The organism is Pedobacter sp. 22163 (assembly GCF_052045595.1).
In the GTDB taxonomy this organism is placed as follows: domain Bacteria; phylum Bacteroidota; class Bacteroidia; order Sphingobacteriales; family Sphingobacteriaceae; genus Pedobacter.
Genome location: NZ_JBQEPM010000003.1, coordinates 1 through 20,903, shown reverse-complemented (window position 1 = coordinate 20,903; position 20,903 = coordinate 1). Strand labels below are relative to the sequence as shown.

Below are 20,903 nucleotides of genomic sequence, written 5' to 3'. Positions count from 1 at the left end.
TGGTGGTTCAAATGGTTTGGTGAGCTTATTTATTTAAGTTGGCCATAAAAATGCCATGAGGTAGTGAAATCGCGGGTTAAAGGCTGATTGGTTAAAGTAGCCCTGATCATTTCTACAGGAATTAAGTTTTCTTTAATCACCGCATCGTGAAAAGCTTTAAAGCTCATCTTACCACTATCAACCAGTTCTTTTTTAAGCGCAAAAAGCTGGAGACCGCCGGTAAGGTAAGCCACCTGGTACAAAGGACTGTAATCGCCTTTGAAAGATCTTCGTACTTCGCCTTCTGCATTGGCGCGTTCATGCCCCACACGATCGACCAGGAAATCGACACACTGCTGAGGAGTCCATTTACCAAGATGAAAGTTTAGCGAAAAAAGAATTCTGGCACAACGGTGCATGCGCCAGAAAAGCATGCCCATTTTTTCTTCGGGAGTTTTGGCAAAACCTTTATCGTAGAGTAAAAGCTCCCAGTATAATGGCCAGCCTTCTACGCTAAAAGGTGTTTTAAATGGATCGCGATAGCTTTTATAACGGTTATTGATAAAATATTGATAATGATGACCTGGTAAGAGTTCGTGCTGTACCGTTCCTCTTGAAAAATAAGGATTGTTACCACGCATACTCATTAACTTATCATCTTCTTCCATCGAATTTGTTGGATAAGAAATACTGATTTCGCGCCCGCCGGTAAAAAATGGATTCACCAATTGGCGTTCGGCCGACATCATGACCATACCCCAGGTTTCTTCAGCAAGCGCCGGAATATTGATCAGATTGTTGGCTTTTATAAAGCTTAGGGCATCATCCTGCAGTTTTACAATCAACTCAGGCTGTTTCCCCAAGGGTACGTAACTATTCTTGATTTTTTCCTGCGCTTTTTTCCAGTCTTTACCGAAGCCCATTGCTGCCGATGCCTTTAAAAGTTCTTCGTCGCAGAACTTAAATTCTTTTTCGGCAAGCTGGATCAGTTCTTCTGGTGTATAAGGAATAAGCTCTGCATTTAACTGCCTGATCAGTTCTTCCCTTCCTATCGGATTTCCTTTAATTTCTGATTTGTTTGATTTTGTTGCTGCTAGAGGATCTCCTTTATCGTTAAAAAACTTAGCGTAATTGGTCAAAGCAAGATCTAACCTTTCGTAAGGTTTAGGTGCCCACCAGGTAAAACCAGGTTCATAATCCATATAAAACTGATAAAAACCTTTTAAACGGTGTTTTAAGCTCTGGGTTATGGCCGTTGCCATTTTAAGCTGGTCGGCTTTGAGGCTTGTTTGCTTAGCGAAATTTTGGCTCAGGGTATCAATCTGCTTCGCTATTTCGGTCATCTGGACAGCCAGTAGAGACCCTTCTTTATAAGTGCCCCTTCTTCTTAGTTTTTCGAGTGCATAAATCGCATCGGCGAAGGTGAAATATTTCGACAGGGCATTATATTCTGTTTCCTCTTTACCTAAGAGCCAAACAGAAGATTCTATCTGCTTTTTAAGGAGGATATAATCTACTTTGCCATAAATGCTAAAGCCTTCAAATTTGGCTGATTTTAACTTGCTTAAATAATCTTTATTAATGTCTTGCAGACGTTTTCTTTGTTCCGGGCTTTTAAAAGTAGTCATCGGAAAAGAATAAGTACCTCCTGCAGAATAAGGATAGTAGAAATCGTTAATGGCATCTACATCCCTTTGATAACCTACTATCAGCGTACCCATTTCACTGGTTTGTTCGTACAAACTTTCGTTTGAAGTTTGGGCCAATACAAAAGTACCTGATAACAGGCTTAACATTAACAAAAGGGCAAAAAATTTCAATTTGTTTTGCATCTGGTTTGGTTAAATTTGACGAATAGCATTTGCCTCCATTTGAAAAAATGGCTAGCTTTTTTAAAAAAATAAAAGTGGTTTTTGTTTAAGCGCCTACGTAGCTCACCCTGCTTACATTATTATAAGTATCGATATATGCTCTTGGCGACTGACCAATAATGCTTTTAAATACCCGGTTAAAATTGGTAATGCTATTGAAACCAGCTTTGTAGGCTACACCTGAAATGCAATCGGCTTTCTCACCCGAAATAAGGCTTTTACAGGCATCGTTAATTCTAACTTCGTTTAAAAAGGATACGAAAGTGTGTCCGGTATGTTTCTTAAAATACCTACAGAAGGCCTGAGGAGTCATAAACGCAGCATTTGCTACATCTTCTAAAGAAATTTGATTGTTGTAGTTTTCGGTAATAAAGTTAATGATCTTACTCAATCGCATCCCTTCATTTTCGGTTACGTTAGAAGAATACATATCTGAGCATAACGATTCTACATTCTCATTTAAATCCTGAAGACTGTTAACCAATTTCAAAAAGTTAAATAGCACATCAACTCCTGATGCCTGGTGAACATTGAACATTTTGGTTACCATGTTTTTAGTAAAAGCAGCAGGAATTTTGAAGCCATGTTTATGTTTAGCTAAAAAACCACTTGCCATCTTCATTTCGGGAAGATTGAACAAAGCAGCTAAAATACCGTTAGGATTAAAATAAATAGAACATGCTTTAATTGTTTTATTGCTATCAGCAGAGAAATATTCGGGGTTGCTTTTAAAAAGATGTGGAAGTTTTGCCCCAATTACAAAAATATCGCCCGATCGAAAAGCGTGCATATCATTCCCTGCGATTAACGTACCCTCTCCTTTTTCTATATAAGTAATCTGCCATTCATCATGACGGTGCAGATACTGGTAAAAATATGGAAGTTCAATATGTTCCGATATCACACTCTTGTCATCGGGAACAAGCATGGTAAATGGTAATACTTTCATAATTTTTTGGTTTGGTTGGTTGAGTTTGATTACGAATTGAATGTATAAATATTAACTCAAATAAACCAATAAAACTTAAATAAGGTTAAAATCCTGCTATACTTTGATAATATATGACGGATTTGATGATGAATTCTGCAGCTTGTAAATCACTATATTTTTAGTTAACCTATTGTAAAGCAAGATCTAAAATGATTAAACTAAACTTGGGATGCTCTTTATTTCTAGAGCACTAACCTATTTCGATGTTTTTTGGGGAAATTGTTAAGAAACTGAGTTAAGTTAAGAGTATGTATCATAAATATAGATTGTCATCCTGAGGAATAATTTATTGTATAGAATCAATATAAATACGCAGATGGATGAAGAAGGTGAATGGTCTCGAAGTATCGTCATTTCGACCGCAGTGGAGAAATCTTTTTCAATAACATCGTTCAAAGATCTCTCCACTCCGCGGTGCTTCGGTCGAGATGACGACCATTCTAATGGAGTCTGTCAAATGATAGCTAATCTAAGGCCCCGTTTCAAATGTCTTACAAGGCGTTTCGACAGGCTCAACGTGACAAATTCGAAGTAAATTACATTTTATGATACAACCTCTTAGCCATTAAAGCTTGTTGGATTACGTTCCAAATCATTTACCAGTAACGGATGTGTAAAATCGAGCGTCATTGCGAGGAGGAAACGGCGAAGCAATCTTTCCAACCAGAGGTATAGATTGCTTCAGCTAATCAAAATTGGCTTCACAATGATGACATTCCTCGAAATAACTGAATCCTTAGTATATTATCGAACTACAGCGAATGGCTCCATTTTCAGATCAGTAGCCATGCCTGAAGCAATCTGGCTAACCAATAAACCCGTTGCCGGCCCTAAACTTAAACCCATCATACCGTGGCCTGTAGCGATAATTAGATTTTCTCTTTTTTCGCTTCTGCCAATGTACGGCAAACCATCAGGTGATGACGGCCGGAAGCCATACCAGATATCTTTTTCTGCTGGAAGTGCGGGCTTTAAATCTGGAAAATATGCCGGAACCGATTCCACTATCCCTTTAACCCGCTGCATATTAATGCGGGTGTTAATTTTATCTAACTCCATTGTACCGCCATACCTAATCTGTCCGTTCATTGGTGTTATGGCCACTCTGGCTTCACATAGCAATGCCGGAATAGTTAAACGCTGCTGAGGTTCTGGTTCCATAAAAGAATAACCTTTACCTGGCATTAAAGATATTTTAACATCGGCCATTTTAGCCACAGCAGGCGACCATGAACCAGTTGCCAATACGTACTGATCGGCTTCCCAGGCGGTATTGCCTGTAAAAACCTTCATAATGCGATTGCCTGCAGTTTCAATTTTATCAACCGCTCTGCCACGTTCTATCTTAACACCATTGTTTAATAAATACTGAAGCAAAGCATTCATCAACTTTGTAGGGTAAAGGTGTGCATCGCAACGATAATGTACAGCGCCTAAAACGTCTAATTTTAAATCGGGTTGTAATGCGCGGCATTCGTCGGCTGTTAACACAGCCATATCCAAACCCAGTTCAATTGCCCTTGCAGCTAAATGCGCTTCTTCTTCTCCTGCTTTTTCTGTTTTATAAAATGCCAGAATACCATTGTTCGTTAATTCGAAATCGAAATCAGGCTCTTTTGCCAAGCCTTCATATAGTTTTTTGCTCAGCAACGATAAATCGCGTAAAGGTGCTGCCGATTGGCTCACATGTTTTGCCGTAGCATGTTTCATAAATTTCAAACCCCAGTTAATGAGGTTCCCATTTAAAGACGGGCGAACATAAAACGGACTTTTACTGTCAAACATCCAACGGATACCTTGCTTTATCATACCCGGTGCAGCCAGGGGGACAAAATGGCTTGGCACAATCATCCCGGCATTACCAAAAGAGCAGTTGTCGGTAATATCTCCTTTATCTAAAACTGTTACTTCGTAGCCTTTTTTCTGCAGATAATACGCTGAAGTTAAACCTACTATTCCACCACCTATAATTAATACTCTCGACATTCTTTTAATTTATACTGCTGATATTCTTTTTAAAAACTCACTAAATTACCTGAAATCCATATGCATATGGATCATCTTCTGCATCTATTTTAATGGTATTGTAGCCATAAATTTTTGCCCAGCCTTCTACACTTGGTATAATGGCTTTAATTCCGTTCAGGTCTACAACTTCCTCTACTCTTCCTATAAACTTGCTACCAATAAAACTTTCGTGGATAAAATCTTCTCCTTGTTTTAATTTTCCTTTAGCAAACCACTGTGCCAAGCGGGCTGAGGTACCTGTTCCACACGGCGACCGATCAATGGCTTTATCGCCATAAAAAACTGCATTCCTGGCGGTTGATGTAGGGTCGATTGTTTTACCTGTCCACAACACATGGCTACAGCCATTTATCGTTGGATCTAAAGGATGTACAAAAGTATATTGTTCGTTGATGCGTTTTCTAATGGTCTGGCTCCAGGTAATCAGTTGTGAAGCGGTGTAGTTTTCCAGTCCCGGAAAATTTTCCTGCGGGTCTACAATGGCATAAAAGTTACCACCATAAGCTACATCAAAAGTAAGCCTACCTAAATCCGGGCATTCTACTTCTAAATTTTCTGCAGCCAGGTAAGAAGCTACATTTTTCAGCTTAACCGATTTAACCTTTTTACCCTCCTGCTTATATTCAATTAAGACTAATCCGGCCGGGGCTTCCATTCTAATCACGCCTGGTATTTTGGGTTGAATCAATCCTTCCTCTATAGCAATGGTAATGGTACCGATAGTACCATGGCCGCACATTGGAAGGCAGCCACTGGTTTCGATAAAAAGCACAGCTACATCATTGGCTGGATCGTGAGGCGGATAAAGAATACTGCCCGACATCATGTCGTGACCGCGTGGTTCGAACATTAAACCTGTTCTGATCCAATCGAATTCTTTCAAAAAATGCTGACGCTTTTCGCTCATGTTTGAGCCAATAAGCTGAGGGCCGCCGCCTGCAACTAACCTAACCGGATTTCCGCAAGTATGTGCATCTACACAAAAAAAGGTTTTACTCATGAGATTTCGTTAATATCTGGTTAACCGTTCTGAAAATACCTAAAGGATTCCCGTCTTTCAATTCATCTGGCAACAATTCCTGCTCCCAATCCTGATAAGCCAATGGCCTTGCAAAACGGTTGATTGCAGTTGAACCTACTGAAGTAAAACGGCTATCGTTAGTGGCAGGAAACGGTCCGCCATGTTGCATGGCTGCACAAACTTCTACACCTGTAGGCACACCGTTTAAAATAATCCTTCCTGTTTTATCAGTGAGCTTATTTACCAAAGTTTGATAATGCTGAAGTTCTTGTTTTTCAGCCATTAGGGTTACGGTAAGTTGTCCTTCCAACACGTCAATGGCTTTTTCGAGTTCAGCAATATCCTGAGCAACAACCAACAGTGAATATGGGCCGAAAATTTCTTCACGAAGTTTTGGATTTTTGATAAAATCGGCAGCACTTACCTGAGCAATTTTCGCCTCTGATTGGTTTTGAAGTTCACTATTTTTTAATGTTGATGCCGATAAAAGCGCAACACCACCTTCATTTACGACCTCAACAGAAAGTTTACCATAATTATTGGCAATACCTTCGGTAAGCATAGTTGCAGATGGGACGGTTGAAATTGCCTCTTTTAAAACGGCTTTAAAATTTTCGAGTGCCAGCGATTGAACCGCTAACAATAAACCCGGGTTGGTACAAAACTGACCAGCGCCCAAAGTAATTGATGCAGCATATTTTTTAGCCAGGTCTTCTGCCTGGTTTTCTATGGCCTTTGGAAGAAAGATTACCGGATTAATACTTCCCATTTCGGCAAAAACCGGAATAGGTTGTTCACGCTGTTGTGCAAGATTAATCAGGGCCATTCCTCCTTTAAACGAACCCGTAAATGTTACTGCTTTAGTTAATGGATGCTGAACCAAGCCAGCTCCAATGGTATAACCATCATCATACAACAAAGAGAAAACACCTTTAGGCATTCCCGTTTTTTCGGCAGCTTTAATGATGGCGCCACCTACCATTGCACTGGTTCCGTAATGTGCAGGATGTGCTTTAACTATTACAGGGCAACCGGAAGCCAATGCTGATGCCGTATCGCCACCTGCAACTGAAAAAGCAAGCGGAAAATTACTTGCACCGAAAACTACTACCGGGCCGATTGGGATAAGCATTCGTCTGATATCAGGCCTTGGCAAAGGTTGTCTTTCAGGCAGTGCAGTATCGATAATTGCATCAACCCAGGAGCCTTCGGCAACCAGATTTGCAAATAACCTTAACTGACCTGTTGTTCTGCCCAGTTCGCCCTGTAAACGACCTAAAGGCAAGCCGCTTTCTGCTGAAGCCCTTTCTACCAACTCCCCGCCAAGATTAGCGATTTCATCGGCAATGGCATTTAAAAAAGCGGCTTTAAGATCTTTATTTAGGCTTCTATAGCTTTGGAAAGCCGATGTTGCCGACGTTAAGGCATCATTAACCAGACTATCGTTCGCTTTAAAAAATTCGCCATCAAGCGTTAATCCCGTTGCGGGATTAACAGCTTTAAGGCTTTTTTCATTAACTTCTATATAGGTGCTTGCTACAATATTTTTTCCGTTCATATTTGGTTTTTAAACTATTTTCCCCAGCTACCTGCAGGTAGTTCCGGACGAACAGCTAATGCATCGTTAATAATTTTCAATACTTTTTCTCTCTCTGCGCCAGTTATTGGTAAACGCGGTGCACGAACAGCTTCTGTTCCTAATCCTGTTGCTACCTCAGCCAGTTTAATGTACTGTACCAATTTCGCATGAATATCCAGTTCAAGTACAGGTAAAAACCAACGGTAAATGGTTAGCGCCTCAGCAATGCGGTTTTCTTTAACCAGTCTGAAAATGGCAACTGTTTCTCTAGGGAAAGCATCTACTAAACCTGCAACCCATCCATGTGCACCCATCACAATACTTTCCATCGCCAATGGATCTACTCCGGTGAAAATTTTGAAACGGTCGCCAAAGCGGTTGATCAATCGGGTTACATTCGATACATCTCTTGTTGATTCTTTGATTGCCTGAATGTTATCGTATTTAGTCAAAACCTCAAACATATCTAAGGTTACTTCGATTTTATAATCAACAGGATTGTTATAAATCATGATCGGTAGGCTTGTGCTTTCAGCAATGGCACCAAAAAAAGCCAAAGTTTCGTCTGGAGCAGCATTATAGCGCATTGGCGGCAACAACATTAAACCTTGTGCGCCAAGTGATTCGGCTTTTTTAGCTACTTCGATTGCTTTTTTTGTAGTCGACTCTGCAATGTTCAATAAAACTGGTACACGGCCATTTACCACAGTTAAGGTATGCGATAACAGACCGAACTTCTCTTCATCGGTTAGTACACTGGCTTCGCCAAGCGATCCGCCTAAAATAATCCCTTCAGCACCTGCTTCTAATTGCGCTTCGATATTTAAATCGAAAGCCGGAAAATCTAACTCATCGTTTGCTGTAAATTTTGTAGTTACAGCAGGGAAAACCCCAGTCCATTTGATACTCATTGTAATATTATGTTTTTAATAATTATGATTCAAAAAATTAATCCAGCCCGTTTAACTCAAAAGCCGGGTAATGGGCAAACTATCATTTAATTAAATATCGGTAATAAATCCGTTAAACGACATTCAAAGTTAGGTGATTGCTAAACAGTAATATTGTTGGATTTTAACCGATATTGGCTATAAATACGCCATTTGAATCAGACAGAATTGATTTGGAAAAGCTAAGGCTCTTGTAGGAGAAATGAGATATAACAAAAAAGGCATCCTTACGAAAAAGAATACCTTTGATAAAACCTGTCGGATGGCAACATCCAACAGCACTTCCAATGAATTACTTTGTGTTTTTCACCTGCAGGTAGTACATAAATTCGATACCCGATTTTGTAAAAAGCGCATCCTGACCTTTAGCCAATGCAACCTGTTGCCAGTTTTGCGAAGGAATAATTTTAAGCGTTTTGATCCCTTCTTTTTTCAGGCTTAAAGGCAGATTGAAACCTTTAACGCAATTGCTGTAACGGTAAAAAGCTTTACCACCTTTAAGGTAATATTCGAATGTAGGAACTTGCACCGTGCGCAGGTACTGATCAAAAACTTTTGAAAAATTGTAACCTGCCTTTTTAGAAACATAATTTTCGATCTGAGCGGTGGTTACTGTTTTATGGTAAAAGGTTTGGTTGAGCCCGCGCAATATCGATCTAAAAAGCTCGTCGTTATTTAAACTATGCCTGATGGCGTGTAACATGTTTCCTCCTTTTGGATACATATCGCCGCTGCCCTGTGCATTTACACCATATGGGGGAATAATAGGACTATCATTCCGGATACCTTTTCTAATTCCAAAATTGTATTCGTTACCCGCTTTATTGCCAAAAATGTAATCTACAAAAAGGGTTTCGCTATAATTGGTAAATCCTTCGTGCACCCACATATCAGCCAGATCGTTGGTGGTAATGTTGTTGCCGAACCATTCGTGACCACTTTCGTGGATAATAATAAAATCCCACTTCAAGCCCCAACCATCGCCCGACATGTCTCTACCTCTATAGCCAAACTTATAACCATTGCCATAAGATACTGCCGATTGGTGTTCCATTCCGGTATGTGAAGCATCTATCAGCTGGTAACCATCTTCGTAAAAAGGATATGGCCCAAACCAATGCTCCAGGCTCTTCATCATTTTATGCACCTGATCGGGCATATAAGTTTTCGCTTTTGGATAATTGTAATCAAGTACCCAATAATTCACATCTAATGCACCTTTTTCGCCTGCATATTTCTCCTTAAAATTTACGTATTTGCCTATGTAAGGAATAATGCAATAATTACTGATCGGATTTTTAACATTGTACTGATAAGTTGTGGTACCATCGTGGTTATCCTTCTTGAATACCAGTCGCCCATTCCCTACCGCTACCAAAGTATCGGGAACCGTCATCGTTAAAGAAGCGCCCAGATCAGGCTCGTCGCTTTGATGATCTTTATTCGGATACCAAACTGAAGCGCCTAAGCCCTGGCAGGCAACCGTCATCCATGGGCGCGAAAGCGAATCGGTAGTGAAGATAAAACCACCATCCCAGGGTGCTCTTTTGGCCTGGTGAACCTTTCCGTGGTAAAAAATATGTACGTTATTCTGTGCTGATATTTTTTGTGCCGGGACATGCACATACCAAACACTGCCAACATGTTCGAATTTCACCTTTGAACCTCCGTTGTACAGCACACTATCAATAATTAACGGCTCCTGCAAATCGATCTGCATGCGCGTACTACCATTATTTTGCTGCACTACTTTGTATACGATTTTATTCGAGCCTGCTATACTTTTATCATTATAATCGGGCTTAACAGAAAGTTCGTAACGCTGCACATCCCACCAGGTACGTTCGGTATTTAAGCTTCCCCTTAGGGTATCGGCCAAAGTGTAAACCTTTTTGGGTGACTGTGCAAAAAGCATGGCACTAAACGTTAAGAAAAGTGCGGTTAGGAAGGTTAATTTTTTCATATGTTTTTGCTGGTTATCATGTTGTAATAGCGTATTATTAATTTGAAAAGCAATTGCAGTACTTATCGGTTCGTTCAGTCCTGCTATCCCTCCTGCTCCGATAAAGGATCGGGAGCATCCGTTCTATCAGGTTTATTTAACTCTGGTTCTGTGCTTCTATCCTAGTTTTCTAGCCCTGACAGGAGCGGGCATCCCGATTTTTTCATCGGGATAAAGCGGATGGCAGGACTATCCTTTAAAAAACCGGAAAGCCCTGCGCTCCAAAAAAAATACAGAAATTATTCCAAATAACCGTCCTTGCTAATAAGCTTCACTTCTAATCGCTTCTATTTCATCTGTGGTTAAGGCCAAATGTTTACCCAACATCCGGCTTCCGTTTTCGGTAACCAGAAAATCGTCTTCAACCCTAATGCCACTAAAGTTTCTGAACTGCTCCAATTTATCGTAATTAATAAATTCGGCAAACTGGTTGGCGGCTTTCCAACGGTCTATAAGTTCGGGAATAATATAAACACCTGGCTCTACCGTTAACACATATCCCGCCTCGAGCGCTTTGCCCAACCTTAACGATTTCAATCCAAACTGAGTGGTATTTTTAGTCAGTTCATCGGTATAACCTACATATTGCTCGCCTAAATCTTCCATATCGTGCACATCTAAGCCCATCATATGCCCTGTTCCACATTGAAAGAACATCGCATGCGCACCAGCATGCACTGCATCGTCGATATTACCTTTCATCAGGCCAATATCTTTTAAGCCCTGCACCAGCATTTTACACGAAGCCAAATGCACATCTAAATACCTTACACCCGGCGCCAACATATTTTTGCCATGTGTGTAAGCATTCAGTACAATATCATACACATCTTTTTGCTCCGCACTAAACTTTTTGCCTACCGGAAAAGTACGCGTAAGATCGCCCGCATAACCTAGAGTTGTTTCTACACCAGAGTCATTCAAAACCAGTTGTCCGTCTTGAAGCTGATTACCATGATAATGGTTATGCAAAATTTCGCCACGAACAGTTAAAATAACCGGATAAGCCAGATTACCGCCCGAAGCCAATGCGGCACCTTGAATTTTTGCGGCAAGTTCGCGTTCGTACATGCCCGGTTTTGCCTGTTGCATAACCATTAAATGAATATCGGCCGATATTGCTGCTGCACGGTCTAACTCTTCAATTTCTTCGACCGATTTAATCGATCGTTGTGCCACAACGGCTTTAATAAAGCTAAGCGATGCTTTTTCTTTAAGCTGATCGACAGGCAAATTAAGCCAGCTGGACAATTTAATCTTATTCTCTGAGCGGTAAGGGGGTAAGAAATGAACCTTTCGCTTTTTGTCTTGATATTGTTTAAGATAAGTATCCAGTTGCGCTAGAGGCAGAACTTTGGTCAAGCCGGCATCCAAACTTTTTTCTTCCAATGTTTTCTGCCTGCCCATCCATACGATATCGTCAATTCCCATTTCATCACCGAAAAGGATTACCTGATCTTCATCAAGGTCGATGATAGCGCCCAACGATGGCTCACTTATCCCAAAATAGTATAAAAAGGTACTATCCTGCCTAAAATGGTAGGTATTATCTTTATAATTCATCGGACTTTCTTCATTACCCAAAAAGAGTAATATTCCCGAATTTATCTTTGATTTTAATGCTGCTCTTCTTTGGAGGTAAACTTTCTTTTCAAACATATTATCAATTGTTAGGCAAATATCCAAAAAAGCTATATTCATTACATCAGAATTGAAATGAATGGCTAAAATATGGGAGGTATCTGCAAATTATAAGCTATGGTTATGGCACAAAAATCACAATAAATTTCAGGTTAGCGAAAAATAAGGGTAAAATCTGCACAAAGTAGGGGTGATTAATGAAAGTTTATAATAGCAGTAACAATTTTTAGCTACAGAGATATAGATGGCACGGCGTGTTTTTATTGCAGTGATAGCTGTGAGGAATCGTCATTGCCAGAAGGCTTTTTCAGCCGACGAAGCAATCTTAATGCGCACGCAGTTAGCGATCGTTGTAAGATTGCTTCGTACCTCAGCAATGACGACTTTCTATAGGGATCTATCAATGACAAGCTTAATTTATTTCATAAAAAATCGCCTTTCTCACACCATCCTCGTTATTCCAGAGGAATAAATTTGTGACAGCGAAGTTCATCTAAACAATTTTAATGGACTATATTATTATTAAATTATATATTTTTTTGAGGTACAAAACTTTGAACTAATTAATATGAAGTAATTATTCAGCTATAAATCAAAACAAAATCAATGATTTTCCATCTATAAAACACGCCAATTAATTCAATATTTAACTTTAATAATCTGAAATACAAATCATATAAATATCTTATATCTATTTACAATATTGATAAGACTTCTATTTAATTGATTATCAATATGAAACAATAACAAAAAAGCCCCATAAATTTTACTTTACGGGGCGGAGACAGTAGATGAATTGATATTATCTTTGAAGAATGATTTCAGTGGTATGCGCTTTTGAAAGTGGAAACTCGTATCCTCCCCTCTTCTTAACGACACTGCCTTTTACAGCATAAGAACCTACGCCATTAATTTTTGCAGGCTGTAACAACCTCAAGATGGCATTAGGTGTATATTCATTTGCTTCGCTCAGTTTTAAGCGAATTTCGCCATTTACGGTATTATAATTTACCTCATCAATGGTACCCGCATCAAGGCTGATCCAAAGCCCTACAGAAGCAATGTAAACTGATGATTTTGCTGCCGTAGTTAATTTAACATTGATGTTATTACCTGTTTTGTTCAGATTGCCACCGAAAGCCAACCAACCAAACTCAGGATGCTGTAAGATATACGATGAAGTATTAACCGCATAGCCAAAAAATCCAGATCCGTAATCGCCGGTAATGCCATCATTCTTTAAGGTTGAAGGATAAGCATGAAATGCTGCAGGTGCAAAACCTTCCTGAGTGATATTGGAAATTGAACCCAATAACCCACCGTAACCAGCACGCAAAAGATAGAAATCGCCGGGATTTTTACGGTAATCCATTAATACAGGAATAGCATTGAGTGCTGAACCGTAATGATGGATCATCCTTTCGATACGCGAAAGTTTGCCTCCATAAAGAAAATCCCAGTACCGACGGGCATTACCATTGTAGGCCCAATGCGGCACCACAGGCATATAGGCTAATATAGCATCAAGCGTTACACTTGCTTTATCCTGATAGCCAAAATAGCTCGACCATACATAAACTTCTTCTTGACCTGTAGAGTCCCAAGGCATTTCACTACCAAAGGGATATTGTAGCGAACGCCAGTGGTTGGCTCTTTTCTTCATTTCATTTTCTAACCTGGTTGCTTCACCTGTTAGTCCTTCGTTTTTGAGGTCGTTTAGGATGAGATAGAAAACTGTGCCTTCCATTTGACCGAACTGAGCGTAATAAGGCGCAATATTAACCATCGCCATGCCTGTTTCAGCAGCATCGATAAGGTGTTGTTTCCAGCTCTGCTCCTCCACCAGGCCACTATAATTACGGGCCAACCGATACATTACCCAATGGGCTGCTGCAACATGCGGATAGTTATAAGACCGGCCCAGGTTATCAGCTTCTTTTTTTGGCCACGCAGACCATGTTTTAAAATTGATATTTGCAGCATAAGTATCTTTAGGGAGCGAATCTGGCGCATAGTAGAACAAGCTCTTTTTTACACCATATTTCTGAGGACCGTTTTTAAGCTGTATCCTTCCAAACATTACACTATCTACAAATTGTTTGAGTTTATCAACCTCTTCCTTTTTGGGTTGTACCAATTGTTTCATTATTGCCCCTAACCATGAACCTGCACCACCTTCATCGCTTAAACCCGCAATCCATGCCCTATTGTCTTGCGTTACCTGCTGTTGCTTTTCATTATCGTACGTAATAGCTGAAGGACTTCTTTTAAAAATAGGATCGGGTTGATTAAACCATTGCCTGGTTGTTAAAAAATTGCCATAACTAGCAATCACATCACTTTCGGCTTCAATTACCTTATAATTTATACTTTGCTCTAAGCCATCCTCATAGGTGATAGACAATCTTGCTCTTCCCCAGCTATTTCCCTTTACAGTATAACTTTTCCAGCCATTTTTGGTCGAGCCTAATGCACTTACCTTTAAGGCATTTTCAGGTTGAACCTGAATAGCTTTAATCTTTTTAGGGTAGTTAATAAATAATTTCCCTTCCACATTTTTAGGCAGAACATAACCCGGAACTGAGATCGCTACTGGCCGTTTATTTTCGATCAGTTTGCTTTCGGTATCTTTTGCTGCTCCAGAAAGAATAAACTGAAGGGCATAACTTCGGCTTTCGCCTGGCTTTAAAGAGGTTGAAGTTGGTGTGTTCCACTGCTCGGCATTTTTCCATTCATTTTCGGCATAGGCTTTACTATAAACCATCCATTCGTAAAAACCTTCAAAAGCTATTCCTCTTGGTGTCCGGTCGTCATTAAGCGGGTTGTAAGCCTCAAATGGTGTATGCCCCAACGGCGTAACAAGCAAAGAAGGTGCATGACCACTTAATCTGGTAACCTGAAGGTAACCGGCATCTTTTCCGATGTATGGATCGTAAAAAACATTTTTCGCATGGGTTTGCTCCAATGTTCTGCCTTCGAGAATATTGTCGAAAATCATTGGAATACCCAGAGCCCCGATTTCTACGTTTTTATTGCTCTTGTTTTTTAGTTCGAAGCGGAGTACAAGCTTTCCATTAAGCATTTCCCAGATCCGTTTAACCTGCAGCGGGATATCAGCCGGAAGTGTTGCAGCAAGATCGGCAGCAGCGAGTACGTTTTTACCCATAGCAATATTTTTCACCGGGCTTCTTTTTGCGGCCGTGCTGTAGCTTTTCCAGGCTTCTTCGCCAACATAACGTAACTTCAGGTTAATATCGCCCAGGTGATATAAACCATTAGAACTACGCACTTTTAAGCTGTCGCTGGGTACAAAATCGAAATCTTTTACCATTTTAGGCTGTAGGCCCGCTACTGTTTGCGATGACTTGACAAGCTTTAGATTGAATGCTCCGGCATTGTAAGTCGAAAATCCATTTTCCAGGCCCAACGTAGATGGCTTTTTGCCTAAAGCAATCCAAGGCGATTGGGCCAGAACTACCTCAATATTTAGAAAAGATAAAACACAGCAAAATATTGCTTTAAAAGTTATTATGAATAAGACTCTCTTCTTTTTTAGTTTGATAATCATGATGACAAAGGAAATTTAGGAATATGGTTAAATCAAAATTAAAATTTAAAAGATAAAGCAGGCACCGAACTTAAAAATAGCGCAAAATCGGTAAAGAATTGGTGTATTTATGGGGAGTCGGGCGGGAAGCGGATGGCGGGAAGCATGCTGAACAAAATAGGTTCCCGCAGATTACGAAAAGCACGCAGATTGTTAACACATGAGGGGAAACCCAACCCATTAACACTACATTAGGTAACTAAACGTGATTGCAGCGGCAGCCCCGAATGAAATGAGGGCTACAGCGGAAAGCGCGACTGACGTGGACTGAAATGCAGGAATTGCTTTCCTATATCAAATTATAGCCATATAAGAGATATAAGATCATTTAAGCGATTATTTTACTAATATAGCACAAGGTCTCCGACAAGCTCAGACTGACAACTATTATGTTGAAGCCCCACCTATTTATTTCCCGCAGATTACGCAAAGCACGCAGATTAATAACACATGAGGGGAAACCTAACCCATTAGCACTACATTAGGTGCCTAAACGCGATTGTACCGGCATCCCCGATAGAAATGAGGGCTACTATCTTCAAACTCTAAGATTAATGGTACATTCAATAAATTGATCGTCATTGCGAGGAGGAACGACGAAGCAATCTTTCATGCTAGTGATCCCTGCTATAAAGATTGCTTCGTCGGCTGAAAAAGCCTTCTCGCAATGACGAAATCCTGAGAAAGTTATTAAACAGGCTGACATTTCACTTTCAACCATTCAGCTTCTTCATCAGATAAAAGGGGCTGAAGCTTCTCAAACACCATTTGATTATATTGATTTAACCACTCGATTTGATCTGGTGCCAAAAGTGTTTTATTGATAATTACGGTATCGATAAAACATAAGGTTAAGGTTTCGAAAGTGAGAAAATCGCCAAATTCACTCTTTCCTTGAGAAATACATAAAACAAGGTTTTCGATGCGTACACCATGCTTTCCTGGCCGATAAATTCCAGGTTCAATGGAGGTTACCATTCCAGGCTTAAAGGCAACATCTACATTGGCTGGACTAATGTTCTGAGGTCCTTCGTGTACATTTAGAAAAAAGCCAATACCGTGGCCCGTTCCATGACCAAAATTTATGGCATGTTCCCAGAGTGGTTTTCTACAGATGGAATCGATCTGATAACCTTTGGTACCTTCTGGAAAAATCAGTTTAGAACCTTCAATCAGGCCTTTTAGCACCAAGGTATAATCATCGGCCTGGGTTGATGAGCAATTACCAATAGGCATTACCCTTGTAATATCGGTTGTACCATACAAATACTGGCCTCCCGAATCGACTAGAAACAAACCATCGGCTAAAATCTCCTGATTGCTTTCTTCTGTTACACTATAATGCGGCAAAGCCCCGTTGGCATTGTAACCAGCTATGGTATTAAAACTTAAACCTACGAAAGATGTTTGTTCTGCCCTAAACCCGGCCAGTTTCTCTGCTGCAGACCACTCTGTAATCTTTTCTTTCCCTAAATGATCTTCCATCCATTTGAAGAACCTGGTTAAAGCCACCCCATCATTTAGCATTGCTTTACGAATGTGGTTAATCTCGGTATTATTCTTTAAACTTTTTAGATGTGTACTTGGATTAATGCCTGAAACAATTTTGGTACTAGAAGGCAAGCACTGGTACAAGCCAAAACAAGTACGCTTAGGGTCAATAAAAACCTGCGTGTCTTCTGGTAGATTTTTTAATGCCTCAGCCACCTCACCATAGGGATGCAAAGTTACACCCTGCTGATTTAAAGTATCGATATCTGTTTGCGACAATTTTTGTTTGTCGATAAAGAGTTTTACCGCTGCAGGAGCAATTAAAGCAAAACTTAAAGTTACAGGATTATAATCTACATCTTTTCCCCTTAGGTTAAAAAGCCAGGCAATGTCATCAAGCGATGAAATAAAATGATAATCTGCCCCTTTTATTTTTAAAGCCGCTCTAACCTTGTTTATTTTAGCCGAAATGGTAAGACCCGCAGCTTCTTCGCCAATTAAAAAGGCATTTTCTTCTGGCAATCCTACCCTATCGATCCAAATCGAGCTGATAAAATCAACGTCGGTTATCTCAATTCCACACAGGGTCAAACTGTTTTGCATCCCGAGGGCTAAACCTACCGTAATAAGCTGGTGGTTAAAACCTACTTTTGCACCTTTTGGCAAAACCTGGAGTAACCAATCGATGTATTCGGGCGTATGTGGTATTTTCAACTTTACCAATTCGTAACCAGTATCGTTTAATTGTGTTACTGCCTGTGTAAAATATCGCGAATCAGTCCACAAACCAGCAAAATCCTGAGTAATGACCAACGTGCCAGCCGACCCTGTAAATCCACAAGCAAAAGGAATAGCTTTATAATGTGCTGGTAAATACTCACTGATGTGAGGATCTGCCGCAGTTATAATATAAGCATCTACTTTTTGAGCAGCCATTAACTGGCGTAAGGCCTGCAATTTTTCTACAAAGGTCATGTTGAGGAAGAGTTTTTGTAGGGCCAAATTTAAATATTACATTCACATCAGCACTCAAAACAAACAACAATTAATGTAAATTTTGAAAACACAGCAGATTTCGGTTGCATTAGAACCTGTGTTTACTTTTAAAAATATTCAGGACAAATATTAAACGTACCGATCAATTGCAGGCGCTTTGAGCACCTCATAACAATCTGATTTCTGAAAGCACCGTACTTTAAAAACAAGCGCAGATTCTCTCTGTGCCAGCGCATGGATACCTAATGTAAAACGTTGTTTAAAACGTTTGGGACAGGCCTCTTTATGGCAAATTATTTCATAACGCTCTACATTTTCTACGACCACATCAAGCACATACTTTGGCCACTGTTTTTTAATCAGGTTAGGCAACCAGCTAAACTGTTGTGTGTTAATCAAATCCCCCATCCCTTCAACTGCGTTTGTCGGAATATCCGCACCTACAATCTGGGTCCAGACTCCTTCAACTTCATCAATAATACCCAACACTTTACATCCAGACAGCACCAACCATGGATCTTCCATGCCTGACCGCATTAACTGATAGGATACATCTTCTAAAAATTCCTGTTCAAAAAGGTAATTAAGTTCGATCATAAGCTATTTTCATTTTTTATCGGCAGATTATTAAGTCGTATCAGTTTATCAATGGTACCAGCAAAACGTTTCATTGAGATCGGTTTGCCAAGATAACATTCAAAGCTAGAGTCTATATTTCTTACCTCATTTTCGAGGTGGGCGGATGCGTAGATCACAAATCTGGCTTTTGAGCGGAGATGCTGAGATAATTCAGTTCCCTTCATTCCATCCATATCTATATCTAAAAAAAGAAAATCAATTTTATCTCCCGCGCTAATTGTTTTTAAGGCATCAAAGGGATTATTAAAGGCGCTGAACAGTTTTAGAAAACGGATACCTTCAATATAATCGTGGAGTACGTCAATCGCGTGCTGTTCATCATCAACAATTGCACAGCTGTAATACATAGGCAAATTAAGATAGGCTGTACAAAGCTTAACAATGTACACCTCAATTCCTATAGCCAGGCATAAAAAGGGTAAAAGTACGGTAGTAATGGGCATATTAATGAGACAATATATCAACTTGCACTTTATTTCATGATATAAATTAGCCATGAGTCAATTGACACACGGCTAATTGCTTTAAAGTTTAATTTTAACAAAGTATAAACGGTTTCTATCGACCGAATTTGTTAAAGGCAGTATTTTTTGTGCAAAGCCACTTGCACCATTATCCACCACACCAAAATCATCGTCATTAGAAATTACGAGGATATTACCAGGCAGTAAGGCTAAACCTTCTGCTTTATCGTGCGGATAAATGGAAGGTAGATCTTTCAACAGGTCTAAAACAACGGTTTTGCTTACCGGGGTAATTCCCGCTGTGCTTAAACCTGCTGCATTGTTCAGTTCCTCTACGGTTTTGCCGCCATAAAGTTTGCCTGTTGCACCATTGCCGGAATCAGAAATATCAGTAGCACCACTCAGGTCTATCTTAAAAACTTTTTTAAATGTTGCCGGGTTGCTTGCTGCGCCGCCATACAATCCATCACGCTCGATGGTTAGGAAAGTAGTGCTGTTAACGGCAACAATATCACTCACGCCTGTTAAAGTAGTGTTATCCATCAGGTAAGCGTATTGCTTGGTTGCTCCGCTTGCGATATCAAAAGTCAAAATTCTTAATACCACCGAATTGGCAACTGCAGCTTTAGACGGGTTGTACATTGGCGACTGCATTATGCCTACCAGCGTTTTTCCATCTGGGGTAATGGCCAAACCTTCCATGCCGCGGTTTGCTCTTCTATTGGCAAATACAGCTGGAATAGTACGCCCACCTGTTCCTGTTCCAAATGGGTTAATGCGCTCTATTGTTTTACCTGAGGCATCGAAGTGTGCAATATGTGGACCATATTCGTCACTGATCCAAAATGACCCGTCAGCTGCTCTTACCAAGCCTTCTGAGTCGATTCCATCGGCACTTGGAGCAATTATTTGTCCGTTTAAGTCATAAGCGGTTTCACCAGAAGCCCCCATTCCCGCAGGATTTGGAAGTCCGTTTAATTTGTTACCGGATGCATTTTTAAGTTCGATGGTTTGTTCGAGCACCAATTTACCATCTTTCAATCTGAATTTTCCGATCTGTGGATCAAAATCCGGTTTTCCGATGATGATGGAGTTTGCGAGCTGTCCGGCCACGTTCGACCCCCTATCGGTTAGCATATAAAAAACATCCGGCGAGCTGGGATCGGAGGCAACTGCTGATCCAAAACCTCCGTTGTACACTTTTATGCCAGCAGCAGTTGTGAAAAGCACCGAAGGATCGGAAACTTCTGCAACGGCAGGATAACTAAATTCTACAGGGGTTTCTTCATGGCTTTTCTTGCATGATACCATACCGATAGATATGGCTACTGTTAGCGTGAGTAATTTTTTCTTCATTTATTTTTTTGAACAAAGCAAGGATCTAGATATGAAGCCTGTGTTAAGGCAATAACAATAATAGTTTTAAGGCTGCAAATAATAATTCAGCATTCTAAGAGGAGCAGTGCATAGCGTTAATTCGATTGTCATTCTGAAAAAATTACCAACAGCAGAATCTTATAGAAAGGTCGTCCTTTAGATTTGTTTTGATATTTTATTTAATGATACCAAGTATTTACTTTGCTTACATTATAAATCAGATTACCTAAAACGGTAGCGGCACATTAAAGTTCGTCAAGGTTTTTA

General features: G+C 40.1%; 13 protein-coding genes. All 13 read right to left on the bottom strand.

Going from position 1 to position 20,903, the window contains the following annotated elements; genetic code table 11:
- Nucleotides 1-29 precede the first annotated feature (29 nt).
- The gene (locus tag ACTJKN_RS08605) at nucleotides 30-1,811 is read right to left on the bottom strand and encodes a DUF885 family protein (protein WP_440824100.1); all 1,782 of its coding nucleotides are present in this window, start codon (nucleotides 1,809-1,811) and stop codon (nucleotides 30-32) included.
- An 85-nt stretch (nucleotides 1,812-1,896) separates the two neighbouring features.
- Nucleotides 1,897-2,799, bottom strand: a complete 903-nt coding sequence (locus ACTJKN_RS08600) for an AraC family transcriptional regulator (RefSeq protein ID WP_440824098.1) — start codon at nucleotides 2,797-2,799, stop codon at nucleotides 1,897-1,899.
- Between the two features lie 786 nt (nucleotides 2,800-3,585).
- The gene (locus tag ACTJKN_RS08595) at nucleotides 3,586-4,827 is read right to left on the bottom strand and encodes an NAD(P)/FAD-dependent oxidoreductase (protein ID WP_440824096.1); all 1,242 of its coding nucleotides are present in this window, start codon (nucleotides 4,825-4,827) and stop codon (nucleotides 3,586-3,588) included.
- A gap of 40 nt (nucleotides 4,828-4,867) precedes the next feature.
- A complete protein-coding gene (locus tag ACTJKN_RS08590; RefSeq protein ID WP_440824094.1) occupies nucleotides 4,868-5,869 on the bottom strand; it encodes a 4-hydroxyproline epimerase in 1,002 nt (333 codons plus the stop codon).
- The gene (locus tag ACTJKN_RS08585; protein ID WP_440824092.1) at nucleotides 5,862-7,448 is read right to left on the bottom strand and encodes an aldehyde dehydrogenase (NADP(+)); all 1,587 of its coding nucleotides are present in this window, start codon (nucleotides 7,446-7,448) and stop codon (nucleotides 5,862-5,864) included. The genes ACTJKN_RS08590 and ACTJKN_RS08585 overlap by 8 nt, the downstream gene beginning before the upstream one ends.
- Nucleotides 7,449-7,462: 14 nt before the next feature.
- Nucleotides 7,463-8,380 carry a dihydrodipicolinate synthase family protein gene (locus tag ACTJKN_RS08580; RefSeq protein ID WP_440824090.1) on the bottom strand — a complete coding sequence of 306 codons (918 nt, stop codon included), beginning with the start codon at nucleotides 8,378-8,380 and terminating at the stop codon, nucleotides 7,463-7,465.
- Between the two features lie 331 nt (nucleotides 8,381-8,711).
- Entirely contained in the window at nucleotides 8,712-10,382 is a 1,671-nt protein-coding gene (locus ACTJKN_RS08575) for a M1 family metallopeptidase (protein ID WP_440824088.1), read from the bottom strand.
- 300 nt (nucleotides 10,383-10,682) lie between these two features.
- Nucleotides 10,683-12,080 carry an aminopeptidase P family protein gene (locus ACTJKN_RS08570; protein WP_440824086.1) on the bottom strand — a complete coding sequence of 466 codons (1,398 nt, stop codon included), beginning with the start codon at nucleotides 12,078-12,080 and terminating at the stop codon, nucleotides 10,683-10,685.
- 784 nt (nucleotides 12,081-12,864) lie between these two features.
- The gene (locus ACTJKN_RS08565; protein WP_440824085.1) at nucleotides 12,865-15,630 is read right to left on the bottom strand and encodes a DUF5695 domain-containing protein; all 2,766 of its coding nucleotides are present in this window, start codon (nucleotides 15,628-15,630) and stop codon (nucleotides 12,865-12,867) included.
- A 729-nt stretch (nucleotides 15,631-16,359) separates the two neighbouring features.
- On the bottom strand, nucleotides 16,360-18,135 hold the full coding sequence (locus tag ACTJKN_RS08560) for an aminopeptidase P family protein (protein ID WP_440824083.1): 1,776 nt from the start codon (nucleotides 18,133-18,135) through the stop codon (nucleotides 16,360-16,362).
- A gap of 150 nt (nucleotides 18,136-18,285) precedes the next feature.
- Nucleotides 18,286-18,753: a hypothetical protein gene (locus tag ACTJKN_RS08555; RefSeq protein WP_440824081.1), complete on the bottom strand. Its 468-nt coding sequence runs from the start codon at nucleotides 18,751-18,753 to the stop codon at nucleotides 18,286-18,288.
- Nucleotides 18,750-19,238, bottom strand: a complete 489-nt coding sequence (locus tag ACTJKN_RS08550; RefSeq protein ID WP_440824080.1) for a LytR/AlgR family response regulator transcription factor — start codon at nucleotides 19,236-19,238, stop codon at nucleotides 18,750-18,752. Before ACTJKN_RS08550 ends, ACTJKN_RS08555 begins: the two co-directional genes overlap by 4 nt.
- A gap of 81 nt (nucleotides 19,239-19,319) precedes the next feature.
- Nucleotides 19,320-20,615 carry an esterase-like activity of phytase family protein gene (locus ACTJKN_RS08545; protein WP_440824078.1) on the bottom strand — a complete coding sequence of 432 codons (1,296 nt, stop codon included), beginning with the start codon at nucleotides 20,613-20,615 and terminating at the stop codon, nucleotides 19,320-19,322.
- Between the last annotated feature and the right edge of the window lie 288 nt (nucleotides 20,616-20,903).

Coding starts and splice junctions, on each gene's coding strand:
- ACTJKN_RS08605 (WP_440824100.1), bottom strand. CDS start 1,811: ATGCAAAACAAATTGAAATTTTTTGCCCTTTTGTTAATGTTAAGCCTG.
- ACTJKN_RS08600 (WP_440824098.1), bottom strand. CDS start 2,799: ATGAAAGTATTACCATTTACCATGCTTGTTCCCGATGACAAGAGTGTG.
- ACTJKN_RS08595 (WP_440824096.1), bottom strand. CDS start 4,827: ATGTCGAGAGTATTAATTATAGGTGGTGGAATAGTAGGTTTAACTTCA.
- ACTJKN_RS08590 (WP_440824094.1), bottom strand. CDS start 5,869: ATGAGTAAAACCTTTTTTTGTGTAGATGCACATACTTGCGGAAATCCG.
- ACTJKN_RS08585 (WP_440824092.1), bottom strand. CDS start 7,448: ATGAACGGAAAAAATATTGTAGCAAGCACCTATATAGAAGTTAATGAA.
- ACTJKN_RS08580 (WP_440824090.1), bottom strand. CDS start 8,380: ATGAGTATCAAATGGACTGGGGTTTTCCCTGCTGTAACTACAAAATTT.
- ACTJKN_RS08575 (WP_440824088.1), bottom strand. CDS start 10,382: ATGAAAAAATTAACCTTCCTAACCGCACTTTTCTTAACGTTTAGTGCC.
- ACTJKN_RS08570 (WP_440824086.1), bottom strand. CDS start 12,080: ATGTTTGAAAAGAAAGTTTACCTCCAAAGAAGAGCAGCATTAAAATCA.
- ACTJKN_RS08565 (WP_440824085.1), bottom strand. CDS start 15,630: ATGATTATCAAACTAAAAAAGAAGAGAGTCTTATTCATAATAACTTTT.
- ACTJKN_RS08560 (WP_440824083.1), bottom strand. CDS start 18,135: ATGACCTTTGTAGAAAAATTGCAGGCCTTACGCCAGTTAATGGCTGCT.
- ACTJKN_RS08555 (WP_440824081.1), bottom strand. CDS start 18,753: ATGATCGAACTTAATTACCTTTTTGAACAGGAATTTTTAGAAGATGTA.
- ACTJKN_RS08550 (WP_440824080.1), bottom strand. CDS start 19,238: ATGCCCATTACTACCGTACTTTTACCCTTTTTATGCCTGGCTATAGGA.
- ACTJKN_RS08545 (WP_440824078.1), bottom strand. CDS start 20,615: ATGAAGAAAAAATTACTCACGCTAACAGTAGCCATATCTATCGGTATG.